Source organism: Vibrio rotiferianus CAIM 577 = LMG 21460, assembly GCF_002741985.1.
In the GTDB taxonomy this organism is placed as follows: domain Bacteria; phylum Pseudomonadota; class Gammaproteobacteria; order Enterobacterales; family Vibrionaceae; genus Vibrio; species Vibrio rotiferianus.
Window position 1 is genome coordinate 46,719 of record NZ_APHW01000102.1, and the last position, 18,781, is coordinate 65,499.

Here is an 18,781-nt window from a genome sequence, read left to right on the forward strand (position 1 = left end):
CAAGAATCCGAGTATACGAACCAAGACAGCTTTTCCTTCGGGATCGTGTTACAGACCTGCGTTCTGTTTTAAAGAATAGCTGTGTTAAACAGCTTGGGGAGTGCCCGCTATTACTCTGTGCTGTTGTCCTTAAATTCGAATCAATGACAACACGCTGAACTCTGCATCTTGAAGTCATGATAGTGATACACGGTTAGAGTAGTTGCATATTAAAGTATTTCTTACACTAGTGTTAATTTATAGCTACTTTTGTCTTTAAAATTTTTATCCTAAAAATGTAGAAATATTATTTTTTGTTAATGAGTGGATATTTAATAGCGTACACTTTCTGTTCTTATTTCAACATAAAATGGAAACATGATCTGCTTTGTAAATGTTTTTCTTGTATAGAGGGAATTCCCCCCTTGTTTCTTTAACCTAATATAGCTCAAATCAGGTTCGCTAAAAATAAAAAGTAAGTTTGCTCAATAAATGACAAATTAATAACTTTAATGGATACAAATTAGTTTAACTAATAGTAGCTATTAATTTTTGTATTAGTAAAAGCAAACTTTATATTCTGACTTATATTGAAAGCTCATGCCTTTAGTATGGTCTCTAGCGAATTATAATATAGAACGCAGTTCTAAAAGATTTAGGAAGTGATTTTATTTAACATTTTTAGTATAGAGTCGGAGGTTGCTTTAGCCTCCTAGATATACTTTAGTAGAGATTTGTGTATGTTGAGAATCATTAGTGCAGATAAGTTCATCTCATCAAGGTTTATCTTGGAATACAGCAAAGTGGAGTTTGCGTCTTTGTTGGGTGTTTCCGTTGCTAAGATAACCAATATAGAGAGTGGCAAATCTTCGATTCCCCCTGTTTACGATTATGCGATTAACCATTTGCTGAGTGAACACCCCTTCAAAGACAGCGCCGTAGAGGCACTGTGCACGCATGAAACGCTTAACTTTGCACGTAGAGTTGATGTGAACTCTAAGGTGCAACGTTTGTCCTGTAAGCGTTGCGATAGTCGAAGGCTACATGTGATGGCAGGTATGAGTGGGCTTTACTTCGTTGAGTGTATGGACTGTAAACATACGATGTATTCATCGGGCATTGCCGTTAAGCGCTACCAGCAATGGTCAAATGGTGGAGTAAAACTCGATAGCCATTTATTTAATTGATTTTGTATTAACCTACCATTCAAAGTAAAAAGCCATCAGCATTTGTGTTGATGGCTTTTTTGTTACGTGTTTAAATTTAGTTAAATTACATCTGTTGATAATCACTAATATTACAACGCCAAGTCATATATAGTGATTGAAATCGCAAAATTTTATTTTCCTAATATTTGTTTTTCAATAATAGCAGTCTAAATCACACAATTTTAATGATTAGTTTCAATAATAATCAAATCTAATATCATCAGCCTCGTGGTTTAAAAGTGATTAAAGTCTCGAAATTTAATTTCGATAAAATAAGTCTTTTAATAATGAACATATAGTCACGAAATTTGTTTTTTGAATTTTAAATATTAATTTCCTTTGTAATATCTGTACCTGTCGTTTTTAAAGAACAAATAAGAGATATTCCAAATGAATCGTTTAGTAATTGGTGTTAGTAATTACATGCCAGAAGATTTTAGTTTATTGTCTGAATCTCTGGATGAAACCTACAATAGATCCCTACAACCATTAGATCATGTTGAATTAACAGATGTTGGCGCAGCTATTATTACCTCTACAGATATTAAAGCTGGTCTACATAAAGCAATTTCTGAAACTGGCTATGGCATTCCTGTATTCCTAGTTATTGATGAAACTCCAGTTTCAGCAGAAGATTATGTTTGGTTGACAGGTGTGATTGATTTAGAAAGACAATCAATCGAGTACTACTGCCGTCAAATCAATGAAGCGGTGACTAAATATGAAAGTCGTTTGCTTCCTCCATTCTTCAAACAATTGACTCACTACGTAGATATGGGTAACTCTGCGTTTGACTGTCCTGGACACCAAGGCGGCCAGTTCTTCAAGAAACACCCAGCTGGTAAACAGTTCTATGATTTCTTCGGTGAAAACCTGTTCCGTAGTGACTTATGTAACGCCGACGTTGATTTAGGTGACTTGCTTATCCACGAAGGCTCTGCGCACCAAGCTCAAGCACACGCAGCGAAAGTCTTCAACTCAGATAAAACCTACTTCGTACTAAACGGTACTTCAGCGTCAAACAAAGTGGTATGTAACGCGTTGGTGACCGAGGGCGACTTGGTGATGTTTGACCGTAACAACCATAAATCAAACCACCATGGTGCGTTAATCCAAGCAGGTGGTACGCCAGTTTACCTAGAAACAGCGCGTAACCCTTGGGGCTTTATCGGTGGTATGGACGAGCATTGTTTTGATGAAGAATACATCCGAGCTCAAATCGCGAAAGTATCACCAGAGCGTGCTCGTGATGAACGTCCATTCCGTCTAGCTATCATCCAGCTTGGTACTTACGACGGTACTATCTACAACGCACGCTACGTGATGGATAAGATCGGTCATCTTTGTGACTACATCTTGTTTGACTCTGCTTGGGTTGGTTACGAGCAATTTATTCCAATGATGAAAGACTGTTCACCACTGTTACTGGATCTGAAACCAGAAGACGCAGGTGTACTTGTAACTCAGTCTGTTCACAAACAACAAGCTGGCTTCTCTCAAACTTCGCAAATCCATAAAAAAGATGCGCACATCAAAGGACAGGCTCGTTACTGTAACCACAAACGCTTCAACAACGCGTTTATGATGCATGCATCAACATCACCATTCTATGCACTGTTCTCTGCACTGGATGTGAACGCGAAGATCCACGACGGCGAAGCAGGTTTACGTTTATGGCGTGATGCTGTGAAGACAGGTATCGAAGCGCGTAAAGAAATCCTTAAGAGTTGTGAACTGATCCGCCCATTCGTACCAGCTGAAATTAATGGTAAGCCATGGGGCAGCTACGACACTGAAGAAATCGCATCTAACAAAGAGTTCTTCATGTTTGAACCAAACGCAAAATGGCACAAATTTGAAGGCTACGGTGAAGGTCAGTACTTCGTTGACCCATGTAAACTGCTGTTAACGACAGAAGGCATTGCTGAAGATGGTGGTTATGCAGACTTCGGTATTCCTGCAACGTTGTTGGCTAACTTCCTACGTGAAAACGGCATCATCCCTGAGAAGTGTGACTTGAACTCTATCTTGTTCCTTCTAACTCCAGCAGAGGATATGGGTAAGATCCGTCACCTAGTGGCACAGATCAACCGCTTCGAAAAATTCATCCGTGATGACGCGCCATTAAGCATTGTACTGCCACGCGTGTTCGAAGCGAACAAAGAACGTTACCGCGGCTACACCATCCGTCAGCTATGTCAAGAAATGCACGACATGTACAAAGAGCTGAACGTTAAAGAGCTACAAAAAGCGATGTTCCGTAGCGAATACTTCCCAACAATGGTTCACAAACCAGATGTTGCAACCCGTAAATACTTCCGTGGTGAGTGTGACTATGTATCACTGAAAGAAGCAAGCGGTCGCGTCGCATCAGAAGGTGCGCTTCCTTACCCTCCAGGCATCCTATGTGTTATCCCAGGTGAGGTTTGGACTCAACAAGTTGTGGATTACTTCCTATCACTTGAAGAGGGCATCAACCGCTTCCCAGGCTTCGCTCCTGAAATTCAAGGTGTTTACCTAGAAGATGTCAATGGTCGCACTACTGCACATTGTTACGTCCTAAAAGATTAATCTACCCCGTTCGCACCGAGCCATCAGGCTCTGGTGCGAACCGTTTATTCGTGGAGAATAATTTATGAGTACTGAAACTAAAAAAATGTCGGTGGTGCAGTTAACCATTTTGACATTCATTAACATGGCGGGTTCGGGCATCATCATGTTGCCAAGTAAGTTGGCGCAAGTGGGCACGATCTCGATTCTATCTTGGCTGATCACTGCGGCAGGCTCACTAGCTTTGGCGTATGTATTTGCAAAATGTGGTCGCTTTAGTAAGCGTGAAGGTGGTATGAACGGTTATGCCTCTTACGCGTTTGGTAAATCGGGTGCATTTATGACCGGCTGGACCTATGGTTTGTCACTACTGATTGCCAATATTGCGATCGCGATTACCTGTGTCGGTTATGGCTCTGCTTTCTTTGAAGTGACGTTATCACCGGTTGAAACGTGTTTGTATACCATCGCTATCCTTTGGATTTGTACCTTTGCTAACTTTGGTGGTGCAAAGATCACGGGTCAAATTGGTTCGTTCACTGTGTGGGGCGTTATCCTTCCGGTTTGTTCTTTGGGTATTGTTGGTTGGTTCTACTTTAGCCCAACAATGTACGTTGAAGCATGGAACCCACATCACCTACCATTTGGTGAAGCGGTAAGTGCGTCTATCGCGATGACTCTATGGGCGTTCCTAGGTCTAGAATCAGCTTGTGCAAACTCAGAAGCAGTAGAAAACCCAGAAAAGAACGTACCGATTGCTGTATTGGGCGGTACATTAATTGCGGCTGTGGTTTACATTGTTTCAACTAACATCTGTTCTGGTATTGTAGCGAACTCTGAACTAGCAGCATCAACCGCGCCATTCTCAACGGTATGGACAGTGATGCTAGGTTCTACAGCTGGTAAAGTGGTTGCGGGCATGGCGGTATTAGCGTGTGCAGGTTCTCTATTGGGTTGGCAGTTCACTATCGCTTCAGTATTCAAATCATCTTCAGATGCAGGCTTCTTCCCTAAACTGTTCTCAGAAGTCGATAAACGCGGTACGCCAATCAAAGGTATGGTGGCGATCACTGTGATTCAATCTGTATTGTCTTTGATGACCATCTCACCAACATTGAATGAGCAGTTTGAAGCGCTGGTTAACCTAGCGGTGGTAACCAACGTTGTTCCTTACATCCTATGTATGGGCGCAATCTTCATTATGCAGCAAGTGGCTCATGTGCCTGAGCGTGAAATGAAGACGACAAACATTATCGCTCTGATTGGTTCAGTATACAGCTTCTACGCACTGTACGGTTCTGGCTATGACGCAATGATGTGGGGCTCTATTGTAACCTTCCTAGGTTGGAGTGCTTACGGTTTGATTGCATCGAAACACGAACCTCTAGCTAACTAAGCTTTTCAATCGAGCCTTCCCATACGCGGTGTGGAAGGCTCTTTTGTTTTATTTTTAGGGAGACCACCTGATTACTCGCCATTCATAACGTGAAAACTCATTTTTGACATTTGGAGGACGAAAGATGATTAGCCAACCTGTTAAAATCGGTGACGATACCGTCGTAGTCATTCCAAGCGTGATCCTGAGTGAACTCGGGATAAGGGAAGGGGACACCCTCGAAATTGCGCTCAATAAAGACAAAATGGAAATTAAGAAAATGGTACTGAAAACCAACTCTCCAACCGATTCAAGCCAAGACGGTGAGAATTGAGTGAGAGAATTGAGGTTTGTCGGATACACTACTGGTTTCGTAAATTGGCGCTTGCCGCTGTCTTTGAACTATTGATAATTACAAGAAGAGGTCTGGTACTATGCAAGGTATCCTCTCTATACAATCGCATGTTTCTTTTGGCCATGCTGGTAACAGCAGTGCTGTTTTCCCAATGCAACGCATGGGTTTCGAAGTGTGGCCTATTCACACCGTTCAATTTTCTAACCACACCCAATATCAAGAAGGTTGGACGGGTCGTGCGTTTTCTGCTGATGACATCAACGAGTTGGTTCGTGGCCTTAGCAATATAGGCGCCCTGGACAAATGCCAGGCAGTGCTTACGGGCTATCAAGGCAGCGCAGAGCAGTGTCTTGCCGTTGCTGAAACGGTCGCAAAAGTGAAACAAGCTAACCCAGAAGCTCTGTATGTGTGTGATCCGGTAATGGGCGCTCCTGACAAAGGCTGTATTGTTGCTCCGGGTATCGCAGATCATTTATTGACTCGTCTAATGCCAATGGCTGATGTGATAGTCCCTAACCAGTTTGAACTGTCTCAATTTGCAGAGATGGAAATCCATACCTTGGATGATGCGATTGAAGCTTGTCAGCGCGCATTAGCAAAAGGTCCCAAAGTGGTATTGGTGAAACACCTGTACTGTCTGTCCGATACGAGCTTCAATATGTTATTGGCTACGCAGGAAGGTACTTTCCTTGCTAAGCGTCCTCAATTTGAATTTGAAAAAGCACCAGTAGGTGTTGGTGATTTGATTTCAGCGATCTTTACCGCAGGCTTGTTAAAAGGCTGGACACCAAAACAAGCGTTCCAGCATTGTCATGATGCTTGCTATGGCGTATTGAATGCGACTCACCAAGCCGGTGAGTGGGAGCTGCAAACAATCGCGGCACAACAAGAGTTTGTTGACCCTAGCGAGCATTTCCCATTAGAAGAAGTTGCATCAAGTAAGTAGCTTTGAGTTTAAATAAAAAAAGGGAGCCAATTGGCTCCCTTTTTACATTTTGTATGCGAGTACTATTGCGCTTTTTGCTGTTCTGCTTTGCAAACTGCTGCTGTGAAAATAACGTCCGTTGAGCTGTTTAGTGCAGTCTCAGCCGAGTCTTGAATCACACCGATGATGAAGCCAACTGCTACAACCTGCATTGCTACGTCGTTTGAGATACCAAACAGACCACACGCAAGAGGAATAAGAAGTAGAGAACCACCGGCAACACCAGATGCACCACAAGCTGATACAGCAGCCACGATACTTAGCAGTACTGCAGTCATTAGGTCTACTTCAATGCCCATAGTGTGAACGGCAGCTAGGGTTAAAGTAGTGATGGTAATTGCAGCACCAGCCATATTGATGGTCGCGCCAAGAGGAATTGAGACAGAGTATGTGTCTTCGTCTAGTTTCAGCTTTTCACAAAGCGCCATGTTAACTGGGATGTTTGCAGCACTTGAGCGAGTAAAGAATGCGGTTACACCACTTTCACGTAGACATTGGAACACCAGTGGGTAAGGATTCTGCTTTGTCTTTACAAAAACAATCGCTGGGTTAACAACTAGAGCGATGACCATCATTGCGCCGAGTAATACAGCAAGAAGGTGAGCATAACCTGCAAGTGCACCAAAGCCTGTCGTAGCAAAGGTAGAAGCCACTAGGCCAAAGATACCAAATGGAGCAAGACGAATAATGAAGCGAACAATGTGAGAAACGCTGTGGCTTAGATCTTCGAATACTGCTTTCGTTGTCGCTGACGCGTGGTGTAGTGCAAGACCAAGACCGACACCCCATGCAAGGATACCAATGTAGTTTGCTTCTACTAGTGCATTTACTGGGTTATCAACCAGCTTGAAGAGTAACGTTCGCAATACTTCAGCAATGCCTTGAGGTGGCATTGCACCTTCAGCACCGGTTACCAGAGTTAGATTGGTAGGGAAAAGGAAGCTCAGAACCACGGCGGTCAGTGCTGCGAAGAACGTCCCCATCAGGTATAGAACCACAATTGGGCGCATGTAAGTGTGCTGGTTTTTCTTTTGGTTCGCAATTGAAGCGGCAACCAAAATAAACACCAAAACTGGAGCGATTGCTTTTAAAGCGCCTACGAATAGGCTACCGAGTAATCCTGCGCTTTCAGCATGCTCAGGGGCAATCGTTGCGAGCAACGTACCGAGAACAATACCGACGAGGATTTGGAGAACGAGGTTACCACGAGCGTATCGGGCAACGAGACTGTTGTGTTGCATACATCATTCCTGCAATTTGATTACTTATCCTGTTTTTATAAATCCAGCCATTTTCTTGCTGAATATCACATATCTTAGCTTGGTAATATTTTGTGTCTAGTTTTAGTTTGTTTTTAGTTTAAATGTTTGCTCAATGTTGATTTAATTGATGTTAAATGTTGTAAAGTATTGTCTGTTATGAAAGGTGTGATTTTATAAAGTTATAAAAAAAGGAGGCGTTAGCCTCCTATGTTCTATGGTTTTTCTAGATATAACAATCTAGTAACCTTGTTGTCGTTTACGCTTTTCACCCACAACATTGCGCACCATTTTTCCGAACTGTTTGTTCTGCGCTCGCTGCTTAGCGAGAGTCGCTCCATTATGGGCTTGTTCTCGCAATAACTTCTGGTAGTTGGTAAAGCGGCGTAACTCCAATGAACCACCTTCAATTGCGGCTTGAACCGCACATCCAGGTTCGGTTTGATGTTGGCAATCATTGAATCGGCAGCTTTCTGCTAGCGCTTCAATATCAGCAAAAGTTTCGCTGACTCCTGCTTCACTGTCTGCCAACTGGATCTCACGCATTCCCGGTGTGTCCATTATGATTGCACCAGAGGGCAGTAGATGGATTGAACGAGAGGTTGTAGTGTGTCGACCTTTGCTGTCATCTTCGCGAATACCACCAGTTGCTTGTTCTTGCTCGCCAAGTAGGGTGTTCACTAAGGTGGACTTTCCTACCCCAGAAGAGCCGATGAACGCAACGGTCTGGCCTTCGCCACACCAACTCATCAATTTGGTGACGCTTGATTCATCCAGACCATTAACGCTTTCTACCATAAGCAGAGGATCAAGCTTTTGTACCTGAGCTGTAAGCTCATCAGCATCGTCACATAAGTCGGCTTTTGTCAGCACAATGACGGGCTCGACGTCGGATTCATTGATGAGTGCTAAGTAACGCTCAATTCGGCTAAGGTTAAAATCGTGGTTGAGTGAACACACGATAAATACCGTATCCACGTTGGCGGCGATAAGCTGCTCGGCTACTTTACTGCCCGCGGCTTTGCGACTAAATAAACTACGGCGTTCAAGCAAACGAGAAAACTGTTGCTGGTGGTTTAATATTACCCAGTCGCCGACGGTCATGCTGGGTAGCGAGGCTTGGATTGGTAAGTGGGTTTCACCTTGTTCGCTAACCACGACATAGCCACTACGATGGTGAGCAATCACTCGTGCAAAGAGTGTGTCTTCGTAATCGTCTAACGTTAGTTGTTGTTGAAAAAATGGTTTCCAACCTAATAGCTTTAGTGGGTTAGGTTGAGTAAGTAGTGATTCACAAAAAGAATGTGTTTTATTCATTGTTGAATTATCCCGGGCGCAACAAAGCGCCTTAATACAAATCGCATTAGGGTCTAATTCGCATAGAGCTGACCCCGGTGAAGACCGGGCAAAGAAGGGAGGTGTTGTGGCTTAGCCACGAGAAAAAGTGGACGTTTACCCTTTCGCTGCCCAGTTAGTGTTTGTCATTACAATCATCATATTTCCTCTTGGTTGGTGAGTTAACGGCCGGAGTATAGCGGCTGTGATTCGATTCTTACAACTCCTTTGCGTTTTATATGTGTTTTATTCGACGTTCTTCCATCTCTTGCGAATAAGTATTGGCTTTTACGCCATAGATAATTTGGATATGTCGCTCATCAATGATCACCACACCATGTGCCCCGTGTGCTTTCAATGCTTTTTGACTCACGATAGCAGTGTCTTTTAGAGTTAGGCGTAACCTTGTCGCGCAAGCACCAGTTTCCACCAAATTATCCATGCCACCAATAGCGTCAATGATGGTATCAACGTCCTGTTCCAGATTTGGATTCACTTGCGTCAGCATTTTAAATACGCGAGAAAGGGCTTTTAACATGGTGAGAAACTCGTTTGGCAGCAAAGCCTTGTTTATATCTCAGCTGCGGTCTATTGACTCTGATTTAGAACACAAAAGTTAGCATTGGGAAATGGGAGGGCAGCTTATGTTTATTGATAGGAGAAAATGTTGGGGGAATAAAAAAGCTCCTCATGCAGAGGAGCTTTGGCTTGATGTTCCGAGCAAGAATCAGTGGTGATGTTCGTGCTTTTTCATTCCTGCCATGACTTTCTTCACTGGAGCGGTAAAGCTTTGCTTTTGACCGTTGCCGTAAGTCACTGTGACTTCGATTTCGTCGCCTTCGTTAAGTGGCTTTTTAAGGTCAAATAGCATGATATGCAGGCTGCCCGGTTTTAGCTCTGTGGTTTCTTTTGCCGTTAATGTGATGTGGTCTACCTGACGCATCTTCATTACGTCACCTTCTTTAATCACATCGTGCAGTTCGACTTTACCCGCTGCTGGTGTTTCTGCCGCGACGATATTGATGTCTTCTTGGCTACGGTTAGCAAAAGTGACAAAGACCGCACTAGTGACAGCGCCTGGCGCCATTGCTCGCGCATACGGCTCATGTGGCATCACGTTGAGATTCGCTTGTGCCAAAGGGCTTAGAAGTAGGGCGGAGAGTGCCAACGTTTTGATTGCATGCTTAGCTTTCATTGGTTTTTCCTTCTGCAGTCAGTTTGGTTATCGCCTCGACAATTGGTGCAGGCGTTAAGGTATGCGGCACTTTGGTGATGAGTGTGCCGTCAGGCTTTAAGAAATAGAAGTAAGAACTATGGTCGAGCGTGTATTTCAGCTCTGAGCCTTCGAGTTCCGTTTTACGGAAAATAACACCGTACTTGTGGGCAAGTGGAGTTGTCACCTCGAGTGGCGCTGACAAACCTTCAATCATAGGGTGGAAGTAGTGAGCATATTTCGCTGACGCATCTGCTTCGTCGCGTTCTGGATCAAGCGAGATGAACATCGGACGTAGCTGGGATTTTTGTGTATCGTCAATTTGATTGAGTGCGCCTGCCAGCATAGCTAAAGATGTTGGGCAAACGTCCGGGCAGCGTGTAAAGCCAAAATAAACGATGCGAATACGATCATCGCTGGTATCGAAGATATCGACGGGTTTCTCGCCTTCACCAAACAACACGCTTTGCTCCGTCGAGACTTGCTGTTTTTTCTCGACGTCTTTTTGTCCGTCTAGGTAAGTTTTAGCGCCAAAGCCGAGGACAAAAGCCACAACGAGAAAGAGAGACCAATTACGGCTCATATCAATTCCTTATCTTTGCATTTTTAGGGCTGGATAGATGGTGTCTTTGCCATCTGAAAGCTCACCAACCCACGTCATTGCATCGTGTGTACAAACGGGCAATATCACATCACCCACGAATTTACCTGGCGCCACTTTCTTCAGCATGAATTTTGGCTCGCCCATTTCCATTTCTCGCCCAACCAAGCTTAATACAAGCTGATCGGCGTCGCTGCCTTGCCATTCGACTTCGAGCTTCGCAGGGATCAAAGGTTGAGCAGTATCGACGCTGAGCGTCATCGCAACATCATTTTGGATGCAAGGGTCGGTAGAAAGGAAACAGTATTCATCGAGCGATTTAGGCTCGGGTGCTGAGGAAAAATTTTTGATGAGGGTAGGCGCGTAAAAGCCGGCGACCAGTGCCACGGCTATCCCTGCGATTTGTAACACTTTCATTAAGATTCAGTACTTATCACTTAACATTGAGTGCATCCTAGCACAGATGGCATATATGAAAACTCGTGACTTCGACAAACTGTGCACTATACCCAGTAACCTAGTTTTGAATTGAATCGGGGATATGTACTTGAACCCACACCAATAAAAAAGCGGAGCCATTGGCTCCGCTTCTAAAATTACTGACGTGCAATTATGGTTATTTGTCTGAGTCTGCAAACTTCTCTAAACCAAGTACCAGCGCGATTGCTGCCAGCATCATCACGACAGCCAACACAAGTTGTGAAGGTTGAGAAGTGATGTGCTCAAACTCAAATGGTGACAGGTTATTTTGCAGTAGTGGTACTTGCTCGCCTTTCGAGTTGGTGCGCCATGTTAGCGTCTCTTTCCAAGGCCAGATCTTTGGTAGCGTGCCGATCATCAAGCCCGTTAGGAACATCAAGGTTAAATCGCGGAACTTGCGTAGTAACCAAGATAGCAGGTGAGAGAAGGACAGAAGACCAACAACACAGCCTGCAAGGAACAGCGCAAGGATATCAATTTGGAAACCTTTAACCGCACCTAAAACGGGAGTGTACATGCCGATCAACAGCAGAATAAAGCTTCCAGAGATACCCGGTAGGATCATTGCACAGATCGCGATAGCGCCAGCAAGAATGGTGTTGATCGCCGTTGGTTCCATGTGGAGTGGTTTAAGTACAGTGATACAGTAAGCGAAGCCAATTCCAACCAACAGCGCAACAAAGCGAATCGCATCACGTTGTTCTACTTGGCGGATGATGTGATATACAGAGACCAAGATTAGGCCGAAGAAGAATGACCAAATTGGGATTGGGTGTGTTTCCAGCAGCCACGTGATCAGCTTTGCCAACGTTGCAATACTGGTAAGGATGCCCGCAAACAATGAGATTAGGAAGAAGCCATTAATGTGATTAAATGCGGCTTTGAAGCCTTCTTTTCTCCAAATTGAAAAAAGAGAAGGGTTAATGCGACGGATACTCTCGAGCAAAGTGTCATAAATACCAGTTATAAATGCGATGGTGCCGCCTGATACGCCTGGTACGACATCAGCTGCACCCATGGCTATCCCTTTAAAGAAGGTAGTTAAATAGTTCATTTCTCAAATACTAAGTCATGTAAGTGGCAGTGAGTATACAAACATTGATGTCAAAAAAGTATGAATTCATATTCAATTTCTTGTAGGGATGTGTAACTAGATAAGATGGCCTAATTCTGATGAGTTAATTATCATCACTTTAGCCTTGTTGCATGTTGCAATTTCATTTCGCAACTTTGTTTTGCATAATGCAATTATTGGAGAGGGGAAATGATTTGATATGCGACCTTATACCCAAAAATAGCACTTCAAAAGTTGGCACGCTTAATGCATAATACTTTTCGACCCTTCTTAAGCCGAGGGTCACCTAGCCAACTGACGTTGTTAGTGAATAAAATTTGTTCACAATATATATAAGCCAATCGCACTAATTGCGGTTGGCTATTTTTTGCCTGTTGTATCCCTAGTCATCTTGAGGTTACTTGGGTATATATGTACAACGTTTCTTACGTGCTTTGCAATTTGCACTTTTCAAAGATTATTGAGTAATAAAAAAGGGCTGACGCATTACGCCAACCCTTATGTTTACGCTTTATTTAATCCGCTAAATCAGTAACCCATTAGTTGCAACAAGTTCTCAGCTGTCACGATTGCTTCCTTACGGTTGGCAATATTTAGCTTTTGGTACAAGTTGCGAATGTGAGTCTTGATAGTCGTGCCAGCGACATCAAGTTCTTGTGCGATTTGCTCATTACTAAACCCTGAGTAAATCAGGCCAAGTACCTGCCATTCACGTTGAGTCAGCGGGCTCGTACGGACCAACTCTGGTACGTTCGGGTGGTTCACCAGTTTCTCAATAAAGTCTTCATCAAAGTGAATCGAGCGACTGCGCTGGTTTGAAGAAATGTCTTTCATCAATTGCTGAGCGCGATGGCGTTCTAGATCGCCTAGCTCATGACGTAGGCTGAGCTTTTCAAGTAGAACACCAATGGTTGCGCCATCAATGAGGAAATTACCCACCATGCCTGTTTGATTGGTCATGACTAACGCTTCTTTAAGTAGCGTTTTTGCTTTCTCTTCATCTTTTTGCTTAGCCGCCAAAACCGCGTCAACCACTAAGTTGCGATTAGTGTCTGTGATCAAATTTGCTCGAGACGCTTCGCTTTGTAGGAAATCAAGCGCTTGTCGAGCGTCATCATACTGGCCTAAATTGATATGGGCACGAACGATGTTTCGCCACTGGAGTTGAGAGAAATGGTTGCATGCGGCCTCTGGCTTCACTGCCGAGTTTAACCATTCTTGAATTGCTTCAGTGTTACCACGTGCTTGCCAGAACAAAATCAGAGATAACGAGGCGTTTGCCATCCAATCTACGTGATAAGTCGATTGTTTCATCAAATGCTGCATGTGCTCGATGAACTTGCCTGCCTTATCCAGTTCACCGCGGCCAATGGCGATTCGTGCCAACATTGAGTAACTGTGTAAGTGCTTACTCGGTGAATGGCTTTCTAGGATTTGTAGGCCTTTGTAAGCGCACTCTTCTGCTTCATCTAGGCGGTTCCAGCACCACAGCACTTGTGCTCGGATACGAAGTAAGAACTCATGCAAAGGAACATGTTGCAGTTGTTGATCTTCAATCAAACGGAAACCTGAGTCTTGCAATTCAAATGCAGCTTGAACATAGCCTTGAGCAATTAAGATTTCGCTTTGTTGCAGAATAGCCCAAAGTGCTTGATGGTAAACTTGATATTGACGCGCTAGCTTTTCTGTTTGCTGCATCATAGGTAAAGCACGGTCGAGTTTACCGAGCACGTGGTTTACTTCACCCACGACTGAGGTTGCAACAATGCGGCTACGATAGACGGTGTGGTCTAACTGACTTAATGCCAATTCTGCGAGTTCAAGCGCATGTTCTGGTTGGTTGCTGTTAATGGCAACTTGAGCAAGTAGCGCATTGGCTTGTCCTTGATAATGAATATCCAGTTCAATGTCGCGTTTACTGTGCTCTTCTTCTGCTTCCGCTAGTAGCTGACCGACTTGATTGTAACGGTGCTGACTTTGTGCCAACCACGCTCTTAGCATGGTGAGTTTAGGGTGACTAAATAGCAGGTCGCTATCTAGTTGATTAATTGCTGACTCTAGCGTGCTTAGCTCACCTTGGTTAAACATCTTCCAGCCAAACTCGTTAAGAATTTCGACAACGAGATCTTTGTCGTTCGATTTTTGAGCATGATGAATCGCTTGGTGAGGCGCTTTCTGTTGCAGCCACGCGACGGCAGCATTGCGGTGAAGATCTTTTTCTTGTTGAGGAATGCGAGCTAAACGTTCGTGAGATAAGAATTCTGCAAACAAGTTATGGAAACGGAACCAATTATGCTCGCCTTCGAGTGGGTAGATAAATAAGCCGTAACGGTTTAATGACTCGATCATCCCCAGCGCATCTTCACGTTGTGTTAGGGCAAACACTAGTCCGTCGTTGAAGTGGTCAAGGACCGATACTTGCATTAAGAAATGACGCGTTTCTGAATCTAGCAAGTCGAATACTTCTTCAACGAGGTAATCCCATAAGTGGGCATGGTTAAACTGAGACACTGATTCGACTGTTTGCGCCAGCGTGCGATTTTGGTGCTGGGCTTGGAGGGCAATCAATTGAAGTGCTGAAGGCCACCCCTCTACATAGGTACGTAGGTTATTTGCGGTGTCCTCATCAATCCCGTCCTCGATTCGTTGATTGAAGAAGCGAGTGGTCTCTTCGATATCGAACGCCAGCATTTCATTGCCAATTTCGATCATCAGGTCGCGAACACGTAAGTTTGCGGTACCCAAAGGAGGATTTGCGCGACTGGTTACGACGACAGTAAGGTTATCTGGCATGTGCTTGAGGAAGAATCGCATGGACTCGTGGACTTCATCATTAGTGATTAGGTGATAGTCATCCAAAACGATGTAGCATTCTTGCTGGAAATCGGCCATTTCGGCGAAAACTTCACTGTATAAAGAGCGCAATGATGAAAACTGGCGCTTCTCCGCCAGTTTCTGAGAGTTCGAGCAGTTGTGATTAGTTGCTTTGTTCAGTGCTTGCAAAAGGTAATTGACGAAACGAAAGCCATCATTATCACTGTCATCTATGCTGTACCAGCCAACATTTGGCTTATCTGATAGCCACTGAGCAGCCATAGTGGTTTTTCCGTAACCTGCTGGTGAACGAAATAAAACCAGCTTATAAAAGGGCGCTTGTTGTAGTAGGTCCAATACTCTTGGGCGAACAATGGCATTATGCAACCGTCCTGGGCGAGTAAGTTTAGAAGGGATCCACATTTTATATGTCCTTTGTTTATGCGTATCTAGCAATCAATCCGTTTTTACTTTTTATTGCCACAAGGTGCCTATTCATCTCGTGGATGTAGCACGACTAAAAATGTGGCTAGAGATCACTTAGGTACATGAGCTAGCGAAAAATAATTCTTAAACGAACGTAAACGGGCAGCGTTGATTAATATTTATACTACTTTCCTATGTGTTGTGGATGTTACGACATCCGAAATGTCTCTTACTTTGATCCACTTCCTAATTCTCAAGAGTTGATGCAATTGCCACCAACTACGCCCTTAATTTGTGATTTGGCTCACTTTAAAATCGAATGTAGTGAACGTGTATAGGCACAGTTGCGCACATATTAAAGGAAGTTTGGTTTTATTCGCTGTTTTTGTGTGATCGAACAGACAGTTTTTACAACAAGCAAAAATGACGTAATAAATATCGTCACTTTGAAAAAGTAATCTTAGTAACGATGTGATGTGATCCTAATCACTAAGAACTCGTTAAATGAGCCTTGTGTTGAGAGTTGGATCACTAACTTCGCAATGGTCCCCTCTCTACGCCCTACTTCCTACTCCCGTTAAGGAGGAGAAATAGGAGGATGTTTATTCACAGGGGGAAATGCAGGATGTATGGCAGATGAATTAATACAAGACGTGAGAATTTCTTAATGAAACCTACTCAACAGAAAAAATTTGACAAGAAGTCGTTCCAAGAAAGCGTAAAGAAACACCTATCAGTGACTTACGCACACACTATTGAAAACGCAGACAGCCGCGCATGGTACCTAGCAATGGGTCGTGCACTGGCTGAATTCACTACTTGTGATTTGCTTGCTACTGAAGCTGACCCTCGCATCCAAAAAGCGAAAAGCGTTAACTACCTTTCACTAGAATTCCTTATCGGTCGTTTGACTGGTAACAACCTAATCAGCATGGGTCTTTACGAAGAGATCACTGAAGCAATGGCTGAACTAGGTCACAACCTAACAGACCTTCTAGAAGAAGAACGCGACCCATCATTGGGTAACGGCGGTCTTGGTCGTCTAGCAGCATGTTTCATGGATTCATGTGCCGCTCAAGAATTTCCAACAGTAGGTTACGGCCTGCACTACGAATACGGTCTGTTTAAACAGTCGTTCAAAGATGGTCGTCAACAAGAAGCTCCAGACGCATGGCGCGGTGTAGAAGGCTACCCATGGGAAGTGGCTCGTCCAGAACTTGCGCAAGAAATCGGCTTCTACGGTCACGTTGAAGTGGTAAACGAGAACGGTAAAGAAGTTCGTAAATGGGTTCCTGGCATGTCTGTAAAAGCAATGCCTTGGGATCTGCCTATCGTAGGTTACGAATCAGACACGGTTTACCCTCTACGCCTTTGGGAATGTCAAGCAATTGCACCATTCTCACTAGAGAGCTTTAACAACGGTGATTACTTCGAAGCTCAGCACTCGCTGATCGACGCAGGTAACATCACAAAAGTGCTTTACCCGAACGATAACCACGAGAAAGGTAAAACACTGCGTCTAATGCAACAGTACTTCCACTCAGCAGCGTCTGTACGCGATATTCTACGTCGCCACGAAGCAGCAGGCTACTCGCTAGCGGATCTACCTAAGCAAGAGACTATCCAGCTTAACGATACGCACCCAACTATCGCTATCCCTGAGTTAATGCGCATCCTAGTAGACGAGAAAGGCCTAACTTGGGAAGCGGCATGGGAAATCAGTGCAAACACGTTCGCTTACACGAACCACACACTACTTCCAGAAGCTTTAGAGACTTGGTCTGAGTCGCTAATTCAGCGTCTACTTCCACGTCACATGGAAATCATTTTTGAAATCAACCACCGCTTCCTACAAGAAGTTCGTAAGATGTGGCCTGGTGACGGTGAGAAGCAAGCTAAGCTTTCTATCATCCAAGAAGGTTTCCACCGCATGGTTCGCATGGCTAACCTATGTGTAATCGGTTCTTACGCAGTTAACGGCGTAGCAGCACTTCACTCTGAGCTAGTTAAGAAAGACCTATTCCCAGAGTTCCACGAGATGTACCCAACTCGTCTACATAACGTGACAAACGGTATTACACCTCGTCGTTGGTTGAAGTTCTGTAACCCAGGTCTATCTAACCTTATCACTGGTAAGATTGGTTCTGAGTGGCCAGCGAAACTTGAGCAACTAGAAGGTATTGCCAAGTACGCAACAGACGCGAAATTCCAAAAAGAATTCATGGCTGTTAAGAAAGAAAACAAACAGCGCCTAGCGGATTGGGTTAAAGAGAACATGGGTATCGAGCTAGATACTAACGCTATCTTTGATGTGATGATCAAGCGTCTGCACGAGTACAAGCGTCAGCAACTTGATTTGCTACACATCTTGTCTCTATACCACCGCATTATCAACGATCCAAACTTCGAGTGTACTCCACGCGTATGTTTCTTCGGCTCTAAAGCGGCGCCAGGTTACCACCTAGCGAAAGAGATCATCTTCGCGATTAACAAGATTGCAGATAAGATCAACAACGACCCACGCATTGGCAACAAGCTGAAAGTTGTATTCATCCCTGACTACCGTGTAAGCATGGCTGAAATGCTAATCCCAGCAGCGGACGTTTCTCAACAAATCTCGCTAGCGGGTAAAGAAGCATCTGGTACTGGTAACATGAAGATGGCTCTAAACGGTGCGCTAACTATCGGTACGATGGATGGTGCGAACGTTGAAATCCGTGAAGAAGTGGGCGACGAGAACATCTACATCTTCGGTCTAGACGTTGAAGGCGTAAAAGCAGCGAAAGCTGCTGGCTACAACCCATACGACTACTACAATGCTGACCACCTACTGAAAGCGTCTCTAGACCTACTAACAGGTGACGAGTTCACGCCAGGTCAACCAGGCCTGCTACGCGCTACATTCGATAGCCTACTAGATGGCGGTGACCCATACCTATGTCTTGCTGACTTCGCATCTTATGTGAAAGCGCATGAAGAAATGGGCAAACAATACAAAGACCAAGCAGGCTGGGCTAAGAAAGCAATTCTTAACACCGCCCTAGTTGGTAAGTTCACATCAGACCGCTCGATTCGAGACTATGTGAACAACATCTGGAAACTTGAAGCGGTAAAACGTTAATAGAA

14 protein-coding genes are annotated in these 18,781 nt (G+C 44.2%); 6 read left to right on the plus strand and 8 right to left on the minus strand.

Annotated elements, in window-relative coordinates:
* The first annotated feature begins 719 nt into the window (after positions 1–719).
* The 5 genes from B853_RS18255 (at position 720) to pdxY (ending at position 6,413) form a co-directional block, all read left to right on the plus strand.
* Positions 720–1,166, plus strand: coding sequence for a helix-turn-helix domain-containing protein (locus tag B853_RS18255; RefSeq protein WP_010450595.1), 447 nt, complete (start codon positions 720–722; stop codon positions 1,164–1,166).
* A 411-nt stretch (positions 1,167–1,577) separates the two neighbouring features.
* Positions 1,578–3,758, plus strand: coding sequence for an ornithine decarboxylase SpeF (gene speF, locus B853_RS18260; protein WP_010450596.1), 2,181 nt, complete (start codon positions 1,578–1,580; stop codon positions 3,756–3,758).
* 64 nt (positions 3,759–3,822) lie between these two features.
* Positions 3,823–5,133, plus strand: a complete 1,311-nt coding sequence (potE, locus tag B853_RS18265; protein WP_038883235.1) for a putrescine-ornithine antiporter — start codon at positions 3,823–3,825, stop codon at positions 5,131–5,133.
* Between the two features lie 124 nt (positions 5,134–5,257).
* The gene (locus tag B853_RS18270) at positions 5,258–5,446 is read left to right on the plus strand and encodes an AbrB/MazE/SpoVT family DNA-binding domain-containing protein (RefSeq protein ID WP_038883238.1); all 189 of its coding nucleotides are present in this window, start codon (positions 5,258–5,260) and stop codon (positions 5,444–5,446) included.
* A 100-nt stretch (positions 5,447–5,546) separates the two neighbouring features.
* A complete protein-coding gene (gene pdxY / locus B853_RS18275) occupies positions 5,547–6,413 on the plus strand; it encodes a pyridoxal kinase PdxY (protein ID WP_038883241.1) in 867 nt (288 codons plus the stop codon).
* Between the two features lie 62 nt (positions 6,414–6,475).
* Here pdxY and sstT read toward each other — a convergent pair whose 3' ends face one another.
* From sstT to malT, 8 genes are all read right to left on the minus strand, one after another.
* The gene (gene sstT / locus B853_RS18280) at positions 6,476–7,693 is read right to left on the minus strand and encodes a serine/threonine transporter SstT (RefSeq protein ID WP_010450605.1); all 1,218 of its coding nucleotides are present in this window, start codon (positions 7,691–7,693) and stop codon (positions 6,476–6,478) included.
* A 258-nt stretch (positions 7,694–7,951) separates the two neighbouring features.
* On the minus strand, positions 7,952–9,028 hold the full coding sequence (rsgA, locus tag B853_RS18285; protein WP_038883242.1) for a ribosome small subunit-dependent GTPase A: 1,077 nt from the start codon (positions 9,026–9,028) through the stop codon (positions 7,952–7,954).
* 253 nt (positions 9,029–9,281) lie between these two features.
* Positions 9,282–9,584, minus strand: coding sequence for a PTS sugar transporter subunit IIB (locus tag B853_RS18290; RefSeq protein ID WP_038883243.1), 303 nt, complete (start codon positions 9,582–9,584; stop codon positions 9,282–9,284).
* Between the two features lie 189 nt (positions 9,585–9,773).
* The gene (locus B853_RS18295) at positions 9,774–10,241 is read right to left on the minus strand and encodes a copper chaperone PCu(A)C (protein ID WP_010450610.1); all 468 of its coding nucleotides are present in this window, start codon (positions 10,239–10,241) and stop codon (positions 9,774–9,776) included.
* Positions 10,231–10,842, minus strand: coding sequence for an SCO family protein (locus B853_RS18300; protein ID WP_010450612.1), 612 nt, complete (start codon positions 10,840–10,842; stop codon positions 10,231–10,233). Before B853_RS18300 ends, B853_RS18295 begins: the two co-directional genes overlap by 11 nt.
* A 9-nt stretch (positions 10,843–10,851) precedes the next feature.
* Entirely contained in the window at positions 10,852–11,277 is a 426-nt protein-coding gene (locus tag B853_RS18305; protein WP_038883244.1) for a hypothetical protein, read from the minus strand.
* A 199-nt stretch (positions 11,278–11,476) separates the two neighbouring features.
* Positions 11,477–12,394 (minus strand): polyprenyl-phosphate transporter, encoded by a 918-nt coding sequence (locus B853_RS18310; protein ID WP_038883245.1) that lies wholly within the window; start codon positions 12,392–12,394, stop codon positions 11,477–11,479.
* A gap of 549 nt (positions 12,395–12,943) precedes the next feature.
* The gene (gene malT, locus B853_RS18315; protein ID WP_038883246.1) at positions 12,944–15,652 is read right to left on the minus strand and encodes an HTH-type transcriptional regulator MalT; all 2,709 of its coding nucleotides are present in this window, start codon (positions 15,650–15,652) and stop codon (positions 12,944–12,946) included.
* Between the two features lie 670 nt (positions 15,653–16,322).
* On the opposite strand from malT, the gene B853_RS18320 reads away from it, so the two are divergent.
* Positions 16,323–18,776 (plus strand): glycogen/starch/alpha-glucan phosphorylase, encoded by a 2,454-nt coding sequence (locus B853_RS18320; RefSeq protein WP_038883247.1) that lies wholly within the window; start codon positions 16,323–16,325, stop codon positions 18,774–18,776.
* Positions 18,777–18,781: the final 5 nt, after the last annotated feature.